Genomic DNA, 18,250 nt, shown 5'->3' on the forward strand with positions numbered 1-18,250 from the left:
TAAGATTAGAATAAAAAACCCCACGACAATTGGATGTTGGCATTCCAATTATTGTAGGGGAATATAACGCTAAAGTACTATCAATTTAGAAACAATACGAGGGTTATTTAACTGTTTTTTAATAAGTTAAATAACTAATAATGGTAAAACCTTAAGTTTATGATACTAATACGCCTCGTTGTTCCATAACAGGAAGATCCCGAAAGGCACGTTCGTTTATTGTATTTTTTCTGAAGATGTATTTCTTATCATACAATTTTCCATCTGAAAAGAAGGAAACAGCAAATTCATTATTCATGGAAAACAATTCTTCCTGAATCATTTCTATTTTAGCCGATGATTTGGCATTCACGGTTCCAATACCGTGTCTAAGTAAAGATGTTTTTTTCTGGGCATCATACCCTTTTGTCACCACGAATACCATCTCTATAGGGGTATCTCTATCATTAATGATGTAAGAATTCCAATCGTCGCCTCCAAATTCATCATTCCACTCTTTCACAATGGCTATGTAAACATTTTTTACTAATGGTATTTCTATATCCTTTCTCAATTTATAATGCGGACTTAAATTGTTCTAAGAAACGTACATCATTTTCACTTAACATACGGATATCAGAGATTCCATATAATAGTAAGGCAATTCGATCGATTCCCATACCAAAAGCAAATCCACTATACTCTTCAGGATCGATATTACAATTCTTTAATACATTAGGGTCAACCATCCCACAGCCCATTATCTCTAACCAACCTGTTCCTTTGGTCATTTTATAATCTGTTTCGGTTTCTAATCCCCAATATACATCCACCTCAGCACTTGGTTCTGTGAATGGAAAATATGAAGGACGCAACCTAATCTTAGATTTACCGAACATTTCAGTAGTAAAATATTGCAACGTTTGCTTAAGATCGGCAAAGGAAACATCTTTATCTATATATAATCCTTCTACCTGATGAAAAAAGCAATGTGATCTAGCAGATATCGCTTCATTTCTATAAACTCTTCCTGGAGAAATTGTTCTTATTGGAGGTTTATTCTCTTCCATATATCTTACCTGTACGGAAGAAGTATGCGTACGCAATAAGATATCTGGATCCGTTTGTATAAAGAAAGTATCTTGCATATCACGTGCTGGGTGATACTCTGGTAAGTTCAGTGCTGTAAAATTATGCCAATCATCCTCTATTTCTGGACCTTCACTAACATTAAACCCAATACGAGAAAAAATATCTATAATTTGATTTTTTACTAAAGAAATTGGATGTCTAGATCCCAACGAAATAGGTTCAGATGGACGGGTAAGATCTCCATAGGCTCCTTTTTCTTCTTCCTTTGATTCTAACTCATCTTTTAAGGATTTTACTTTCTCTTCTGCTGCTACTTTTAGTGCATTTATTGCTTGACCAAATTCTTTCTTCTGATCATTGGCAATGTTCCTGAATTCTGCAAAAAAGTCATTTACAAGTCCTTTTTTACCAGAAAACTTTATTCTAAATATTTCAACTTCTTCTTTGGTCTTCGCAGAAAACTCCTCAACTTCTGAGATATATTCTTTAATCTTATCGATCATGATCTTTTTCTTATATAGAGGACAAATTTAAACAGAAATACAATAAATAGTACCCAAAATATAATAGAAGTTATATTTAAGAGCTTAATTTTTGTTTTTTTGTTCAATTGCTTCTAAAACTACATTATCTTTAAATTGATTTTTGCACACAAATTGTATCAAAAAGAAAACGGTATTCTCTCAAACTACCAAAAAAGAACACTATAACATCCACATCTCACTCTAATCAAGAAACAGAAATACAACATACGTTAAAGCTCGTTAAAAATCTTGATAAAACAGATAACATTGATTATATTTAAGTACAGTTTTAGTGCTTATAGAAACAACTATTGCTTAGCTTAAACTTCCCAAAAACTCCTTAACCAATAATTTTGAATCAATGGTAATGACTAAAAGTTAGTCATGTAATGTTTAATTTAAAATTGCCGGATATGAAAAAGTTATTTTTTGGAATTCTGATTATAGATATGAAAGGATTAAAAGAATTGATTAGCAATCTTCCTTCGGCCTCTTGGTATGCAATGAGAAGATAATTACACAATTAAAAACTTAACTATAAAAAAGGAGCCTTATAAGGCTCCTTTTTTATTAAATCTCATTAATAGCGATTATTACAAGTTTTAATAGATAATTAAAAAAGTTACATCGTCAAACTAAAGAATATATTGACTTATAACAAAATAATTCACAATTGCTTCTTTCATCAAAATCGATTGTTCTCCTGCTTTAAGATTAGGAAGTTGTTCTTTTACAATATAATGTGGCCATCCTTCTTCATCAAAATAATCAAACTCATAATAACCATATGGCTCTAACAATCTACAAATTGCAATGTGCATCAAATCTAATTTTTCATCCTTTTTAAATCTACGATGTACTTGACCTAATTCTTGCACTCCAATCAAATAAATAATAGCGTCTAAATCTAACTCATCTCCATCGGCAAACTGATTAGATAACTTCATTACCAATTCTTCCCATCTTTCCTTTAATTTCTCATCTCTGGTCATAATCTAATTTTCCTCGCTTTTTATAAATACTAATTAAAAAATTAAGCAGTACAAAAATAACGCTTAACTAAAAGACCAACCATCATTTTTTGAGAAAACTTAAAGCATCCATAATATCCTAACCCTAACAAATTATTGAAGTCTAACTGTATAAATAACTCGATTTTGATTTAAAACATTATATTAGTCTAAACAAAGCTGTCAATGAATTATATCGATATCATCTTAGGTATTTTACTGCTATGGGGATTAATCAAAGGGTTTAGCAAAGGGTTATTTGTTTCTCTTGCGTCTTTAGTTGCATTAGTAGCAGGGATTTATGTCTCTGTACACTTCTCACACTTGATAGGAGGTTATCTAGAGAAATACCTTAACTGGGGAGATGGGGCTCTTAAGTTAACTGCATTTGCCATTACATTTATTGGTGTTGTAATCTTAATATCTTTAGCCGGAAAACTACTGACAAAAATTGCAGATTTTGCCTCATTAGGTATCCTAAATAAACTTTTAGGTGCAGCATTTGGCGTATTAAAATTTGCCTTTATAGCAAGTGTAATAATTATATTTGTAGACGCGGCCAATCGATCCCTAAATCTAATTAAGCAAGAGACATTAGACTCCTCTATTCTTTATGCTCCTGTAAAAAAAATAGCACCTACAGTATTACCAAATATCCTTAGAGATACTACTAAGGAAGAAGACCAAAAAACTTAACTTATTTAGTTAAGCTGTGTTTTTTACATTATGTTCAATATATTCTAAGCAAGAATTAAAATCCTCAAATATATAATTCTCAGGTACTAAATCAGGAATAATATCTATATGTTCCATCATATATCTAGGCTGTTTAGGAAGCCCCACGAATAATACTTTGATCCCTTTTTCTTGTAACCCTAAAATGATTTCTTCCATGGTATATAATCCGGATTGATCCATATATTGCATTTTGGCTAATCGAACTACAACTACTTTGGAAGTATCAGGGATTTGAGCCGCTAAATTTTGAAAATCACTTGTAGAACCAAAAAACAATGGACCTTTAAGGTGCTTAATGAATACTTCCTCCTTAAGTTGGTCTGGGAAATTTTTCTCATCACTCCATGCTTCTTCTTTAAGCGGCTTAACATCAGATCTTTCTGCAGTTAAATCACCAATTTTTTTCATGAACATCAAACAAGCAATTACTAATCCAATACCAACTGCATACACCAAATTCCAAAATGTAGATAACACTAGTACAATCAACATTATTAAAACTTCAGAACTTAGTTTAATAGGTCCTAACTTAATATCCTTAGGCATACTTGGTACTGCCTTTAATCCCTTATAATCCATTACTCCAATACCTACTGTAATTAGAATTCCTGCAAGAACAGCTGCAGGTATTTTTGATGCAACAGGAGCCAATCCAAGCATAACCACAAATAAAATTAATCCTGCAATCATACCAGACAACTTAGTCTTACCTCCAGCATTTATATTAACTACAGTTCTAATAGTTGCTCCAGCACCAGGTATACCGCCAAACAAAGCCGCTATACTATTTCCAATTCCTTGTCCCATCAATTCCTTGTTTGGTTTATGCCTTGTTTTGGTCATATTATCCGCAATTACACTAGTCAACAAAGAGTCAATGGCACCTAAAAGGGCAAGTGTAAAAGCTGTAAATAAATATGGAGTTATACTACTTAAACTAAATCCGGTAAATATCTCCCATCTTGGTATTGGTAAACCACTTGGGATTTCTTTTATAGGGCGATAATCCAACCCGAAGCCATAGGCAATCCCAGACATTACAACCAACGCTACCAATGTACTTGGAACGGCTTTAGTAATTCGTTTAAAACCATAAATTATAAAAATGGTTCCTAATGCAAGTAACAATTCTAACCAATTAATGTTTTTTAACGCCCGCGGAAGTACTTTAATTGCTCCATACGCTCCAGATGCTTCTTTTCCCGCAAGCGTTTGTGATTCTTTTAAAATATCTGCTTCAGAAATTATTTCTGCCTTAGTTATTGTTTGTTTAAAATCTTCTAGCACCAAAACACCCTTACCCGCCTCTTCTTTAAGAATATTTTTAAGAATTACTTCTTGCGCTTCTGGCTTAAATTTAGAAACAAACGCATCGTCTTCTTTAGGATAATATCCAACAGATGGTAATATCTGAGTAAGTAATATAATGACACCAATGGCAGTCATAAAACCAGAAACAACTGGATAAGGAATATATTTAATATACTTTCCTACTCCTATAGCTCCTAATAAAATCTGTATCAGTCCACATAATAAAAAGATCGTTAGAATAGCAGGTAATGCTTTTTCTACACTTCCGTCATTGGCGGCAATAATTCCTGCAATTACAACCATACTTACAGCGGTCATTGGAGCTGTAGGTCCAGAAATCTGAGTATTGGTTCCTCCGAATAATGCTGCAAAAAAACTTATAAAAATAGCTCCATACAACCCTGCAGTTGGTCCCAATCCGGAAGATACACCAAAAGCTAAAGCCAACGGCAATGCTACAATACCGGAAGTTAATCCACCAAAAGCATCTCCTTTAAAATTCTTAAAAAATCCTTTCATGCGTTTTATATTATTTTTAGACATACAAGAAACTCACCAAACAAATTTACAAGAGTATCAAAATTTCATCTTGGTTTGCTTCATTGTATTAAGATTTATAATATCTTTTTTTACTTAAACACTAGTGTAAAACTATTAAAAATAAAACAAAAAAGCCGACACTAAATAATGTCGGCTTTATATTAGATACCTAGCATATCCTAGTTCTCATAAAAAGTTACACTTCCATCGTTAATATCATACATCCCTCCTATAATCATAATCTCGCCATTAGCTTCCATTTCTTTAAGAACTTCACTCTGATCCTTAATGTTTTGAATCGTCATATTTACATTTTGTTCAGCAACTTCATTTACAAAATCTATATTTTTTGAATTTCTTTCTGCTGGATCAGATGGTTCTGTAACAGCAGCTACTGCTGGCTTTATTTTACTTAATAAGGCAGTAAGGTTTCCTAACTTAGCATCATCACAAGCTCCCTTAACAGCACCACACGCAGTACGTCCTAAAACCAGTACTAATTTAGTTCCTGCAAGTTTACAAGCAAATTCCATACTTCCTAAAATATCTTCATTTACAAAATTACCTGCTACTCTTGCACTAAAAATATCCCCGATCCCTTGATCAAAAATTAATTCTGAAGAAACTCTAGAATCTATACAACTTAGAATTGTTGCAAATGGAAACTGACCCGACTTAGTGTCATTAACCTGATCTAACAAATCTCTGTCAGCCATATGCTTTTGTTGAAACCTTTGATTTCCTTCTTTTAATAACTGTAATGCAGTTTGCGGTGTTATTGCCGCTTGTGTTTCTTTTGTATGTGCTTTCATAATATGTTTTCTTTAATTTACGTAGTTTTTGGTCTTAATTTAAAAAATTTAATGTAACTCTCAGGGTTTTCCGCAATTCCACGTTCTGATATTAATTGAATATCAATATTTCTTTCTTTTGCTTTATAAGCAAAATCCTCTAAAATCTCTATAATATCATTATCCAAGTACCTAGTTTTTCTAACATCTAAAGTAAGATATGTATCTTCTGGTAATTGATCCAACTCTTTCAGAATAGCTCCTTTATTAAAAAAGGTAACCTCTTCTGCCAAAGTCATTTTAATTCTATGTTTTCCATTACTCTTATCTTCGATATGTAAGAAATGAGAGTTCTGATAACTTTTAAATAATATTATTACGATACCTACTGCTAGTCCTAATCCTATTCCAACCAATAAGTCTGTAAGTACAATACCTAAAATTGTTACTATAAAAGGAACAAATTGTTTCCATCCTGCTGCCCACATTGCCTTAAATGTTGAAGGTTTAGCTAATTTATATCCTACAATAAAAAGAACTGCTGCAAGTACAGAAAGAGGAATCATATTTAACAATGTAGGAATTAAAATAACCGAGGTTAATAGAAAAAATCCGTGAATTATTGCCGACATTTTACTTTTACCACCAGATTGTATATTAGCTGAACTACGCACAATAACCTGTGTTATTGGTAACCCTCCTATTAACCCAGAAACTACATTACCAGCTCCTTGAGCCAACAGTTCACGATTAGTAGGTGTTACTCGCTTTTCAGGATCTAATTTATCGGTTGCCTCTACACATAATAAAGTTTCTAAACTAGCTACCAATGCAATAGTGAAACCTGTAACCCAAACATCTCCTCTAGTTATAACTCCAAAATTTGGAAAAGCAAACTGTCCCAAAAAGCTATCAAAGTTATCAGGTACCGGTACTGAAACCAAATGTTCGGTTGTGATCCCTATTGAAGAATCCTTTGTAAATATATAAAAAAGTATTCCTATAACTACTGCTACTAAAGGACCTTGAACTAATTGAAAAAATTTCCCCTTTTTAGATAACACATTACTCCATAAAATTAAAATTCCTAAACCTAAGAGTGCCACTATTGCAGCTCCAACATTAAAACTTCCGCTCAATAATGCATTAAGAGTTTTTAGTAATTCGGTAAATGTGTTTTCTCCATCAATTTGAAGAAAAGCAAAGTCACCTTCTGGGTTTTCATCAATACCAAAAAAATATGGTATCTGTTTTAATATAATAATAATCCCTATTCCTGTAAGCATGCCCTTAATTACAGAAGAAGGAAAATAATACCCAATAATTCCAAGTCTTAAAACTCCAAAGACTACTTGAATTAATCCTCCTAAAACAACAGCTACCAAGAAATTCTCATAGCTTCCTAAAGATGAAATGGCAGCGAGAACGATTGCTGCTAATCCTGCTGCTGGTCCACTTACTCCAATTTGAGAACCACTCAATGCTCCTACCATAATTCCTCCGACAATTCCGGCAATCAAACCGGAAAAAAGTGGAGCCCCACTTGCTAAAGCAATTCCAAGACATAATGGTAATGCTACAAAGAATACAACAATACTTGCTGGTATATCGCTTTTTATATTTTTAAAAACACTCATGATTTAATAATTAAGTTATTACCTGTTAACAGGTGATTGAAATTGAAATTGATTTAAACAAATCAAAACCTATATTCTCTTCTTACTTATTAAGAAAAAGAGAACTAAAATATTTTATGTAGATCTTATGAATATTCCGGAGGTGGTGTTACATACTCTAGATATACGGAAGAATTTCCGTAACTTAAATCAGGATAACCCAAAATAATAACATTAGATATCCTAGTTTGTTTCTCATCAAAATATTGAGAAATTTTATCTTTTTCTTTTAAGTCTTCTTTTTCTGAACCGTCTTTCTCATTCGATTCAGACTTCTCTTCTGAATCATCTATAGCATAACTAATCGAAGTAATATTTCCGCTATAAAAATCCAACAAGCCTAATGAATAGTTTCCGATGTTTAAAAGAAAACCGGAAATAATCAAAAATCTAGCAATTTTTATTTTAATAGCAGGCATAAATAATTTTTATGGGTTGTAAAAATAATAGTATTACTTTCAAAATTTGTTAAATCAATCGTAAAATTATTTGAACGATTTGTTCTTTCTCTACTTTAATCTTAACCGCAACGGAACAATTAGTATAATTTAACTTCATTGCTATTGTTTAAACAACATTAATGAAGTAATTTTAATTCACTTTGACAGCTAATACTTCAAATAGAATTATAATTATCGATGCTTTGCGAGGTTTTGCATTAGCTGGAGTATGCTTAGTTCATATGAATGAACAATATATTGCATCTCCTCCATCAGAAAGTCTTATGGAGGTAACTAATACCATTTTTGATCAAATTTTAGGTGGAATTATTGGGTTCTTTATTGTTGGTAAATTCTTTGCTTTATTTTCTATCCTTTTTGGTCTTAGTTTTTTTATCCAAATGGATGCGGCTAGTAAGAGAAATGAAAATTATGGATTACGATTTCTCTGGAGAGCTTTTTTACTTTTTATTATTGGATACATTCATCAATTGTTTTACAAGGGAGATATATTAACTATATATGCAATGCTCACTCCTTTCTTAATACCTTTTTACCATATTCGTAATAAATGGACCCTTTTAGTTGCCGGGCTATTTTTAGTAAGTATTCCGCGGTTCATTTCGTTTTACTTTTTAGGAAATGAAAGTCTTTTTGGATTTCCATCAATAATGGATGGTAATAGCGAAATGAACACGGCATATATAAACATTTTAAAAGAAGGTACTATTACAGAAGTATTTGCTACTAACGGGAAACAAGGAATGTTACAAAAAATAGATTTTCAGGTAGGTTTATTTGCCAGATTTTACCTAACCTTTGGTTATTTCTTAATTGGTTTATGGCTCGGAAAAATTGGGTTATTCCATCATTCAAAGGAAAAAATCCCTTTAATTAAAAAATGGCTTAAAAGAAGTTCAATATTTTTTTTAATTGCTATGGCTATAGCAGCAGGAATATTTGCTATTTCTCCACAACCTGTTGATTTTAGTAGTTGGTTACACGTATTGGGTATCAATGTTTATGATTGGTCTAATATTGCACTGACCGCAATTATCTTATGTAGTTTTATTCTCTTATATCACAAAAAAAGAGGGTACCGATTCTTTACTTTCTTTGAATCGTATGGTAGGATGGCACTAACTAATTACGTTCTACAATCAATTATTGGTACATTTCTACTCTTTGGATGGGGAATAGGCCTTATTGGAAAATTACAAACTATATATCTTATCATTTTTGCTTTAGCACTGATAATACTCCAAGCTTTAATCAGCAAAGTATGGTTACAAAAATTTAAGTACGGTCCATTAGAATGGTTATGGCGTAGCGCAACAAAAGGTAAGATTCAGTCTTTTAGAAAACAAACGCTATAACTCTTTTAAATCAGTAGCGGGAATCCATCCAATTTTTCCGTCGGCAAGTTTTATTTTTTTCCAATCGTTTACCGTTTCGGTCACTTTAACCTTTGTGCCTTCATGAAGCTCGAATACCTCCTCGCTACGAAGATTAGGTTCACTTTTTATAGTAGTTTCCTGAGCAAATACTATAGCGTACTGATTATTTTCTATAAAACCATATTGTTTAAAAGCAAAGAAGATAGCAAATAAACCAACCACTAGAGATATCCAAGAACCAATAAAAAACAACCTCTTCTTAGAAGAAATACGTGTCACATAATACAATATAAATAATACTACAAAAAGAACGATACTTAATATCGAAATCCAAGCCCACATATCAAAACCAAACATATTTGTGAAACCATTAATGGTTCTTGAAATCACACCTTCTGGTATAACATCTATTGCATCGATAGTAGCATTATTGGCATAGGCAAGATTGTTTTTAATATCCTCATCATTAGGTGCTAGTTCTAATGCTTTTTCGTAGAAATATATACTTGGACCTATATTACTTAATTTATAGTTAGCATTCGCTAAATTATAATACAATGATGCAGACTCATTACCACTATTTATTATAGTTGTATATGCATCAATAGCTTGCTGATACTCTTCTTGATTATAAAACGTATTGGCCTTTTCGAATAATTCATCATTCTGGGCAAAGCCAATCATATTCATTAAGAAAACAACTATTACTACTAAATTCTTCACTACTTTCAATATTTTATAATTGTTTATCGATTGCCGAGATCACTCTAGACGCCTTATCATAATCCTGTTGCATAGCTGTTGTAGATGAAGGAGTATATCTAGCAAATTCACAGCTTTCTAATAATGCTATAAACTCTATAGATGTAGTATCATCTACTTCTTTTTCTTTTAATAACCGCTTAATTCGATCTTTACTCATATCACTAGTTTGGATATGTAATTTTGCTTTCAAATAGTTATGCAACGCTCGTTCCATTGCAATGTAAAACTCTTTCTGATTTCCTAGGTTCTTTTTAGCCTCAGAAAGATATTTTCTTGCAAGTTTATCCGCCTTACGTACTCTATTACCACTAACGTCACTTAATCTTTCTTCTCTCTTTTTTCCAAAAAACAAAAATAACGGAATCGCAAAAAGCGGAGCTGCAAGAGCTATCCAGTATCCTGTCGATTTAAAAAAATGTTTTTTCTCGATTGGTTCGAGATTAGCATTCAATTTTAAAAACCTAAACTGACTTCCCGTTTGAGTAACTAATTTTTTATTGTTACCTGTAGCTTCTGAATTTGTAACAATACTTCCACTATCAGGACCATTCTTTACATTAATTACTATTTCTTGAGATGTTATTCTTTTATAGGTTTCGGTTTTTAAATCGAAATACGAAAAAGAAACAGGAGGAATTGGATAGGTTCCTTTAAACTGAGGAACCAATGTATAAGAATCAGAAATATTCCCAGACATTCCTGTCATATTCGTTCTCACTCTTTCATTATGCTCTGGTTCATATTGTTCTAAACCGTTTGGAACACTTAATTTAGGTAGATCAAATAGTTTAAGATTTCCATTACCCGAAACCAAAATCTTAGTCTCTAGGGATTCTGTCGCATCCAACTCAGTTCTATTAGGAGTAATTTTGAAATCAAAAGACCCAACTGCACCAGAAAAATCGTCTGGTTTTCCTTCTATAGGAAGCGGTTTTACATTAATTGTTCTGGTACCAGCAGCAACCGTTTTATTTACTGTAGAATACAACTTGCCTCCAAAAATATCACGACGATTTGTAGGAACATCGACCGCAATTGATAAAGTTAAAGGCTCTATATCTAATTTTCCTGTTTTTTGGGGATATAACACTGTTTTACCACATACAACAAAGTTATATGGTTCTCCTTTATACTCACCTCTTTCTACTTTTAACTGACCAATCTTAATCGCCTGACTCCAGAAATCACTATATTTTGGATTATCTATTTCTCTTAAATTACTAATTTGTATTCTTGGGCTTACATACAATTTGTATACTACTGTGATAGCTTCATTTAGATAAGGATTGGATTTAGAAACCTCTGCAACTAAATGTAGATTTTCACTAGCAACATAATCCGCATTATTTCCATCTTTTGGTTTTTGCACTGCAGCAGTTACTTGTACTTTTACTGGTAATGTTTTATAGGTTTGTCCATCAATTTCTATAGTCGCTTGACCAATTGTAAAATTACCTCTTTTTGTAGGAGAAAGGAAATAACTAAATGTCTTGGCATATGATCTTTTACCATTGATCCAAGAATTACTAATGGATTGATTAGGTCCTCCAACAACAGTAAATCCTTTAAAACTAGGTTGTGTAAAATTATCACCGTCTTTATTCATTTCAAAATCGACGCGTAATCTTTCGTTGATACCCAGTTTTTTCTTACTCAATTTAGCCTCAAACTTTACTTGAGCGAACCCAAGTTGGGTAACTGCTAAAAATAGTGTTAGAAAAATTAATTTTATATTCATCAGTTTTATATACTTTTTAGGAACAAATGATATCTAGAGTAACTAAAATAATCATTATCAAAATGTAATACTTTTAGTCGCATAGATTTCATTCGCTTACCAATCTTTTTCAGTTTTTGTTTTTGTTCCTTTAGCTTTTTTAGCATTTATTTTATCCTGTACTTTTCTTTCTTCATTATTCATTGCTTCTAAAAGACTTTTTACTTGCTGAGGAGACAATTGACCTTGTGCCTGTTGTGGCTGCTTATTTTGTTCTTCAGGCTTTCCATCTCCTTCTTTCTTATCTTCCTTTTTGTCTTTACCATCATCTTTAGGATCACCTTTTTCATCTTTTTTATCTTCTCCTTTTTTATCCTCTTTATCGTCTCCTTTATCTCCTTTTTTATCCTTATCGTCTCCTCCTTCTTTCTTATCTTCTTTATTTTCGCCCTCTTTCTTATCCTTGTCCTCTTTATCTTTTTTGTCGTCTTTATTCTGATCTTTATTATCCTTGTCCCCTCCTCCTTTATCTTCGTTTTGTTGTTTTTCTAATAATTGTTTTGCTAGTGCTAAATTATATCGTGTCTCATCATCTTTAGGATTATTACGTAAAGCATTCTTATACGCCGCTACTGCTTCTTTATATTTTTTCTGTTCCATATAGGTATTCCCTTGGTTATGGAATGCCTTATGTTTTTCTACTTTTGAAGTTGCTGTTTTTACAGCTTCGGTATATCGTTGGTGTGCTTCATCATATTTTTCTGTGTTGTAATATGCATTTGCTAAATTGTACTTAGCTGTTGGATCTACCGGATTTTTGGATATTGCTTTACGATATTCCCCTTCTGCTTTTGGAAAATTACCATCTTTAACCAACACTTCATTTCCAGTCGCTACAAATCGATCTGCCTCTGCTATAGCTTCTATTCGATCTTCTTCTTGCGAAAAAGTAATCCCGAATTGAAAACATAGTACTATAATCAGTAAGTTTTTCATAACGTTTTTATTTTATTCTGTATCAAGCTTTAACAAGCTTATTCCTTCAATATTTTATTGCTCATAACTTATTCTTCATTAAACAAGTTTAGCCTTTTAACCCAAGAAGTTTTTCTTTCTAATAAGAAAATATCTAAGAATAGCAATAGTAAACCTGCTCCTAGAAACCATTGGAACTGATCTTTAAAATCTGCAAATTGTTTGGCTTCAAACTCTTTTTTATCCATGCCTTGTAATAATTCTGTCACATTTTCTACCACTGCATTTGTACTAGAACCATCAATGTATGTGCCATTTGCTTCATTAGCAATTTCCTGTAAAATTGTCGTATTTAATTTTGTAATAACAGTTTCTCCCTGACTATTTTTCTTATACGATTGGACTATTCCGTTACGTTTTATCGGAATTGGGCCTCCTTTGGTTGTTCCAACACCGATTGTATATATCTTAATGCCTTCTTTAGCTGCTTCTTCTGCTATAGATGCTACATTTCCTTCATGATCTTCTCCATCGCTTATAATGAACAATACTCTATTCGTCTGTTCCTCATCATCATAATAGGTTTTTGCTAGTTCGATAGCTTCATTAATAGCAGTTCCCTGAGAAGAAAGCATATCCGTATTCATTGATTGTAGAAACATCTTAGCAGATCCATAATCTGTGGTTATTGGTAATTGCGGAAATGCACTAGCTGCATATGCAATAATACCTACACGATCACTTGCTAAATTATTAATAATCTGAGTTACTAATTGCTTTGTTTTCTCTATTCGATTTGGCGCAATATCCTCTGCGAGCATACTTTTAGAAACATCTATTGCAAATACGACATCAACACCTTCTCGTTTTACTGTTTCTAATTTAGTTCCTACTTTGGGATTGACCAAAGCAATAATAAAACAAGCAAAAGCTAAACTAATAACCACAATTTTTAGTATTGATTTAAAAATTGATTGATTAGGGCTTAATCTTTTTAATAATTCTTTGTCCGCAAACTTTTTCTGAGCCGTTTTCTTCCAAATTAAAACACCAAGAAACAACACAATTACTATTGGTATTACCAACAATAACCAGAAATATATTTTTTCTTCTAATAGATACATTTTATTATTCTTAGTTACAGCAAACACTGTAATTTATATACGAACCAACTACACTTAAAAAGTTTAGTATGCTGTATATTTAATTTTTTATTTTTAAAGCAAAAGCATTTATTTTTTCTTTCATTTCTTGAGAAAGTTCTTTATCCCGAACCCAAGTATGTATATCTCCTAAATACTGCATTCCCAGGTATTCAGCACTTCTGGAAAAAGGAAGAGGGAATTCCATTACTCTATCATCATCATTACTGCAACTGATCATCGCCATCTCTTTTCCTCTTAACATTCTTCCGAAATCTTTTTCCTTATACAGATAATCAGAAATTCTGTCTAAAAACACTTTCATAATTCCGCTCATTGTATACCAATATACTGGCGTGGCTAAAACTATCGTCTGATAATTCTGTACTATATTTTTAAAAATTATTTCAAAATCATCATTGTTGTTAAAATCGTAATCAAAGTAATTTATTTCTCTTTGATTTAAATCAATCATTTCAAAACCAGTCATTTCTTTTAAATAAGAAACTACAATACCGGTATCTCCATTACTTCTCGAACTTCCTTGAATTATGATTCCTTTTTTCAACTACTGTACTTTTACTTAAATAAAACTTCTAAACACGGTAAATCTCAACAAAAATTCAACCAACAATAACAATCCAGCTAATAACACTAATGGTCGAAATTTTTCTTCATAGTTATAAAACTTAAACTCTTCTACATCTGTTTTTTCTAGCTTATCAATCTCCTCATATATCTGTTCTAGTTTCTTATTATTGGTTGCTCTAAAATATTTTCCTTTGGTCACTTTTGCAATTTCCTTCAAAAGTTCTTCATCAATTTCCACCTTTACATTTCCATATTGAAATGATCCATTTGGTCTAATAGCAACTGGTGCTAAAGCCATTCCATTAGTTCCAATACCAATCGTATAGGTTTTAATGCCATACTCAACTGCCAATTCTGAGGCTATTTTAGGATCAATAAAACCAGCATTATTAGAACCATCAGTAAGTAATATAATTACTTTGCTTTTTGCTTTGCTGTCTTTTAGTCTATTTACAGAAGTAGCCAATCCCATACCAATTGCCGTACCATTTTCTAAAAGATTATTATATTCTATTTCTTTCATTGCACTAAGCACAATCGCCTTATCACTAGTAATTGGTGTTTTAGTAAAACTTTCTGCTGCATACATAACCAATCCAATTCTATCATTTGGTCTACCTTGGATAAACTCTGCCGCAACATCCTTTAAAGCTTCTAAACGATTAGGTCTTAAATCTCTTGCAAGCATACTTGCAGAAACGTCAATCGCCATTACTATATCAATCCCTCGAGTTGTTTTCGTTTTAGTTGATACATCGACAGTTCTTGGTCTTGCCATCGCCGTAATGATTAATGCTAAAGCAATTAATCTCAACAACAGCAATAATGGCTTAACCTTAGCCAACCAACTCCCTGATACTTTAAATCCTTTAATACTGGAGATTTTAAGCTCAGCTTGTTGTTTATTTCGTTTCCATATATACCAAGCAATTGCTAAAGGTAGTGTTAAAAACAACCAAAAGAACTGTGGATTTTCAAATGTAAAATTTTCAAACATAGTTATTTGGCGTTTCTAAGTTCTACAGAGTTTATAATACGTTGGGCAACTTCTTTAGCATAACGATCTTCTTTATCATAAACTACCATTATCTGTTGGAAACCACCATTCTCGGCAAAATTAAGCATCAAATAATCGCTTTTTTGTTCTTTCTTGGTTACTGTATTTACAACCTCTAAATTCCCAAAGACCTTTATACCTTTTGCTCCTGCCAATGTTTCGTACTCTTCATCTTTTACAGTAATATTTTTAGCTCCTTGCGATTCGAAATTACCAACGACTCCTTCTACCACTTTATTTAAATCCACTTCTGTTTTCTGGTTGTATTGAACCGTCGAAACGGAGATAAAAAAGTTTCCTACCAAACTTCCATATATAAAGGTTTCATTTCCTTTTAGAATTTGTTTTTGTTCTTCAGTTAATTGAAAATTATTTCTAATTAACACTTTGGGAGTAGATATCGTAACTGGTGGCGCTCCATAAGCACTACTGATCCACTCTGTTTCGGCTAACTCTTTCGTTGGATGCCCTAAGATTGAATCTTTCACAACATCATACCCTTTTACAACAATAAAAATCATTAATGTAATTGCGATTACACCAACACCTGCTATACTTCCGAAAATAATTTTTCTTCTTAGTTTTTTTTCTGCGACAGTTTTTCGATATTCTTCATCTGCCAGCAATTCTTCCTCAGTTGGTTCTGGAATTGCATTCTTTGTCTCATTTATTACTTTTTCAATAACATTTCTATCGGCTTTAGCAGTACCAATATCAGGTTTGGACTTAGCAAACTTTGCCATATCAGCCGTTTTTAGGACTGATTTAAGTTCTTCGATTGTATGCTTATCTAAATTTAATGACCCTGTTTTAATTTCTTCATCAAGTCGAGCTATTAATTCATCCGTAGTACTTTCCATTGCATGATCATATACTTCTTCGTCAATATACTTACGTGCTGTATCACTCAATTGAGAATAATATTCTTTGTGAGAATCTTGCTCTAACAATTGTGATTCGTCGATTCTTTGTAATGCTAAAATTGCTCTTTCATAAGGAGGAAGCTCATCTTCTTTTGCCTCTTTTCGCTTTTTTCTTCTTAAAACAAGAAATACAATCAACCCAATCAATACAAGCGGTATTAAAATCCACCATAAATACTTTTTCCAGTTAAAAAAAGAAGCATCTACATCCACTATCGGTTTGATCTCAAACATTTTTTGTTTTGTAGTATCTACAACTACATCTCGAACCTCTACTTTTAATGAATCTGTAAAAAATGATCGATCCCCTATCATCACTTTTTGTCTCGGAATTGTGTAATGCCCAGAATCAAATTGTGTTAACGCATATTCTTTGATTAGATTAAATCTATTTCCGTTTTTTGTAGTATCTGTTTTATAGGATTCTATAACTTCGAGTGGCGAAAATGTTTGCCCTTCTGGAAAAATTACAATTTCGGTAGAATCTACTTCAACCTGCATTTTGTATCTAATTTCTTCACCGATTTTTATTGATGTAGAATCAATACTAGTTGCAACTTGTGCAATACCATGAAATCCAGAAAAAACAAGAAAGAGGATCATAAATATTATCTTTCTAACTTTTTTCAAAAGCTGAATATCATATGTTTTATTACTAATTAGTACTTTATAATTACTCATTCTTACTTGTAGCCTATCCTCTCCTTTTAAAATATCCTAATAATTTCTTTACGTAACTCTCATCCACTCTACTACTTATCGAACCTGCACCGCTTCTAGTAAAACTATCTTTAAAATAATCTACTCGATCTTGATAATACTTTCCATAATTGGTTCTTATTTTCTTAGAGCTCGTATTTACCAAAAGTAACTCTCCCGTTTCTTCATCTTCCATCTGGACCATTCCTAAATTAGGAATCTCCTCTTCGCGCTGATCATATACTCGAATGCCCGTAACATCATGTTTTCCTCCAACAATTTTTAACGTTTGTTGATAATCATCCGCAATAAAATCAGAAAGCATAAATACAATTGCTTTCTTTTTCATTACGTTTGATAAGAATTTCAATGCTTCCGTAATATTAGTTTGTTTACTCTTAGGCTCATATTCTAATAATTCTCTAATAATTCTTAACACATGAGATCGTCCTTTTTTTGGTGGAATAAAAAGCTCGATTTCATCAGTAAACAAAATCAATCCAATTTTATCATTATTCTGGGTAGCAGAAAATGCTAAAGTCGCGGCGATCTCTGTTATAATTTCTTTTTTGAATTGTTGTTTAGTTCCGAATAATTGTGATCCAGAAACGTCTACCATCAACATCATTGTCAATTCACGTTCCTCTTCAAAAACTTTAATATAAGGCTCGTTATAACGCGCAGTTACATTCCAATCTATATTACGAACATCATCCCCAAATTGATATTGTCGAACTTCGCTAAAAGTCATACCACGGCCCTTGAAAGTAGAATGATATTCTCCTCCAAATATATGGTCACTCAAGCGCCTTGTCTTGATCTCAATTTTTCGAACTTTTTTTAGTAACTCTTTGGTATCCATTTTTTGTTTTGTCATTTCGCA

At 32.3% G+C, this 18,250-nt stretch carries 17 protein-coding genes; 2 read left to right on the plus strand and 15 right to left on the minus strand.

The features are described 5' to 3' along the window. Positions 1-157: 157 nt before the first annotated feature. From H526_RS0118240 to H526_RS0118255, 3 genes are all read right to left on the minus strand, one after another. Entirely contained in the window at positions 158-553 is a 396-nt protein-coding gene (locus H526_RS0118240) for a hypothetical protein (RefSeq protein WP_027394318.1), read from the minus strand. A gap of 1 nt (position 554) precedes the next feature. Beyond that, positions 555-1,574 carry a phenylalanine--tRNA ligase subunit alpha gene (gene pheS / locus H526_RS0118245; protein WP_027394319.1) on the minus strand — a complete coding sequence of 340 codons (1,020 nt, stop codon included), beginning with the start codon at positions 1,572-1,574 and terminating at the stop codon, positions 555-557. Positions 1,575-2,230: 656 nt separating this feature from the next. Next, positions 2,231-2,587, minus strand: coding sequence for a hypothetical protein (locus H526_RS0118255; RefSeq protein WP_027394320.1), 357 nt, complete (start codon positions 2,585-2,587; stop codon positions 2,231-2,233). A 204-nt stretch (positions 2,588-2,791) separates the two neighbouring features. On the opposite strand from H526_RS0118255, the gene H526_RS0118260 reads away from it, so the two are divergent. Further along, positions 2,792-3,301 carry a CvpA family protein gene (locus tag H526_RS0118260; protein ID WP_027394321.1) on the plus strand — a complete coding sequence of 170 codons (510 nt, stop codon included), beginning with the start codon at positions 2,792-2,794 and terminating at the stop codon, positions 3,299-3,301. A 9-nt stretch (positions 3,302-3,310) separates the two neighbouring features. Here the strand turns inward: H526_RS0118260 and H526_RS0118265 are convergent, their stop codons facing one another. The 4 genes from H526_RS0118265 to H526_RS0118280 all read right to left on the minus strand — a co-directional run bounded on the left by H526_RS0118265 (position 3,311) and on the right by H526_RS0118280 (position 8,080). Then, entirely contained in the window at positions 3,311-5,173 is a 1,863-nt protein-coding gene (locus H526_RS0118265; RefSeq protein WP_027394322.1) for a SulP family inorganic anion transporter, read from the minus strand. A 200-nt stretch (positions 5,174-5,373) separates the two neighbouring features. Beyond that, positions 5,374-6,006 (minus strand): carbonic anhydrase family protein, encoded by a 633-nt coding sequence (locus tag H526_RS0118270; RefSeq protein WP_027394323.1) that lies wholly within the window; start codon positions 6,004-6,006, stop codon positions 5,374-5,376. A 17-nt stretch (positions 6,007-6,023) separates the two neighbouring features. Beyond that, positions 6,024-7,622: a SulP family inorganic anion transporter gene (locus tag H526_RS0118275; protein WP_035086035.1), complete on the minus strand. Its 1,599-nt coding sequence runs from the start codon at positions 7,620-7,622 to the stop codon at positions 6,024-6,026. Positions 7,623-7,747: 125 nt separating this feature from the next. Next, positions 7,748-8,080 carry a hypothetical protein gene (locus H526_RS0118280; protein WP_027394325.1) on the minus strand — a complete coding sequence of 111 codons (333 nt, stop codon included), beginning with the start codon at positions 8,078-8,080 and terminating at the stop codon, positions 7,748-7,750. Positions 8,081-8,262: 182 nt separating this feature from the next. Between H526_RS0118280 and H526_RS29550 the strand changes: the two genes are divergently transcribed. After that, complete coding sequence (locus tag H526_RS29550; RefSeq protein ID WP_051336230.1) at positions 8,263-9,477, plus strand: DUF418 domain-containing protein; 1,215 nt, start codon at positions 8,263-8,265, stop codon at positions 9,475-9,477. Here H526_RS29550 and H526_RS0118290 read toward each other — a convergent pair. From H526_RS0118290 to H526_RS0118325, 8 genes are all read right to left on the minus strand, one after another. Continuing rightward, positions 9,472-10,221 (minus strand): tetratricopeptide repeat protein, encoded by a 750-nt coding sequence (locus H526_RS0118290; protein WP_027394326.1) that lies wholly within the window; start codon positions 10,219-10,221, stop codon positions 9,472-9,474. The genes H526_RS29550 and H526_RS0118290 overlap by 6 nt on opposite strands. 13 nt (positions 10,222-10,234) lie before the next feature. Continuing rightward, positions 10,235-12,001 (minus strand): BatD family protein, encoded by a 1,767-nt coding sequence (locus H526_RS0118295; RefSeq protein WP_027394327.1) that lies wholly within the window; start codon positions 11,999-12,001, stop codon positions 10,235-10,237. A 96-nt stretch (positions 12,002-12,097) separates the two neighbouring features. Further along, complete coding sequence (locus H526_RS0118300; RefSeq protein WP_027394328.1) at positions 12,098-12,976, minus strand: tetratricopeptide repeat protein; 879 nt, start codon at positions 12,974-12,976, stop codon at positions 12,098-12,100. 68 nt (positions 12,977-13,044) lie between these two features. Further along, complete coding sequence (locus H526_RS0118305; protein ID WP_027394329.1) at positions 13,045-14,079, minus strand: vWA domain-containing protein; 1,035 nt, start codon at positions 14,077-14,079, stop codon at positions 13,045-13,047. Between the two features lie 79 nt (positions 14,080-14,158). Beyond that, the gene (locus tag H526_RS0118310) at positions 14,159-14,665 is read right to left on the minus strand and encodes a flavodoxin family protein (RefSeq protein WP_027394330.1); all 507 of its coding nucleotides are present in this window, start codon (positions 14,663-14,665) and stop codon (positions 14,159-14,161) included. Between the two features lie 15 nt (positions 14,666-14,680). After that, on the minus strand, positions 14,681-15,685 hold the full coding sequence (locus H526_RS0118315) for a vWA domain-containing protein (protein ID WP_027394331.1): 1,005 nt from the start codon (positions 15,683-15,685) through the stop codon (positions 14,681-14,683). Positions 15,686-15,687: 2 nt separating this feature from the next. Beyond that, positions 15,688-17,271 (minus strand): BatD family protein, encoded by a 1,584-nt coding sequence (locus H526_RS0118320; RefSeq protein ID WP_155839731.1) that lies wholly within the window; start codon positions 17,269-17,271, stop codon positions 15,688-15,690. A gap of 91 nt (positions 17,272-17,362) precedes the next feature. Next, positions 17,363-18,229, minus strand: coding sequence for a DUF58 domain-containing protein (locus H526_RS0118325; protein ID WP_027394333.1), 867 nt, complete (start codon positions 18,227-18,229; stop codon positions 17,363-17,365). Positions 18,230-18,250: the final 21 nt, after the last annotated feature.

The organism is Aquimarina latercula DSM 2041 (assembly GCF_000430645.1).
In the GTDB taxonomy this organism is placed as follows: Bacteria; Bacteroidota; Bacteroidia; order Flavobacteriales; family Flavobacteriaceae; genus Aquimarina; species Aquimarina latercula.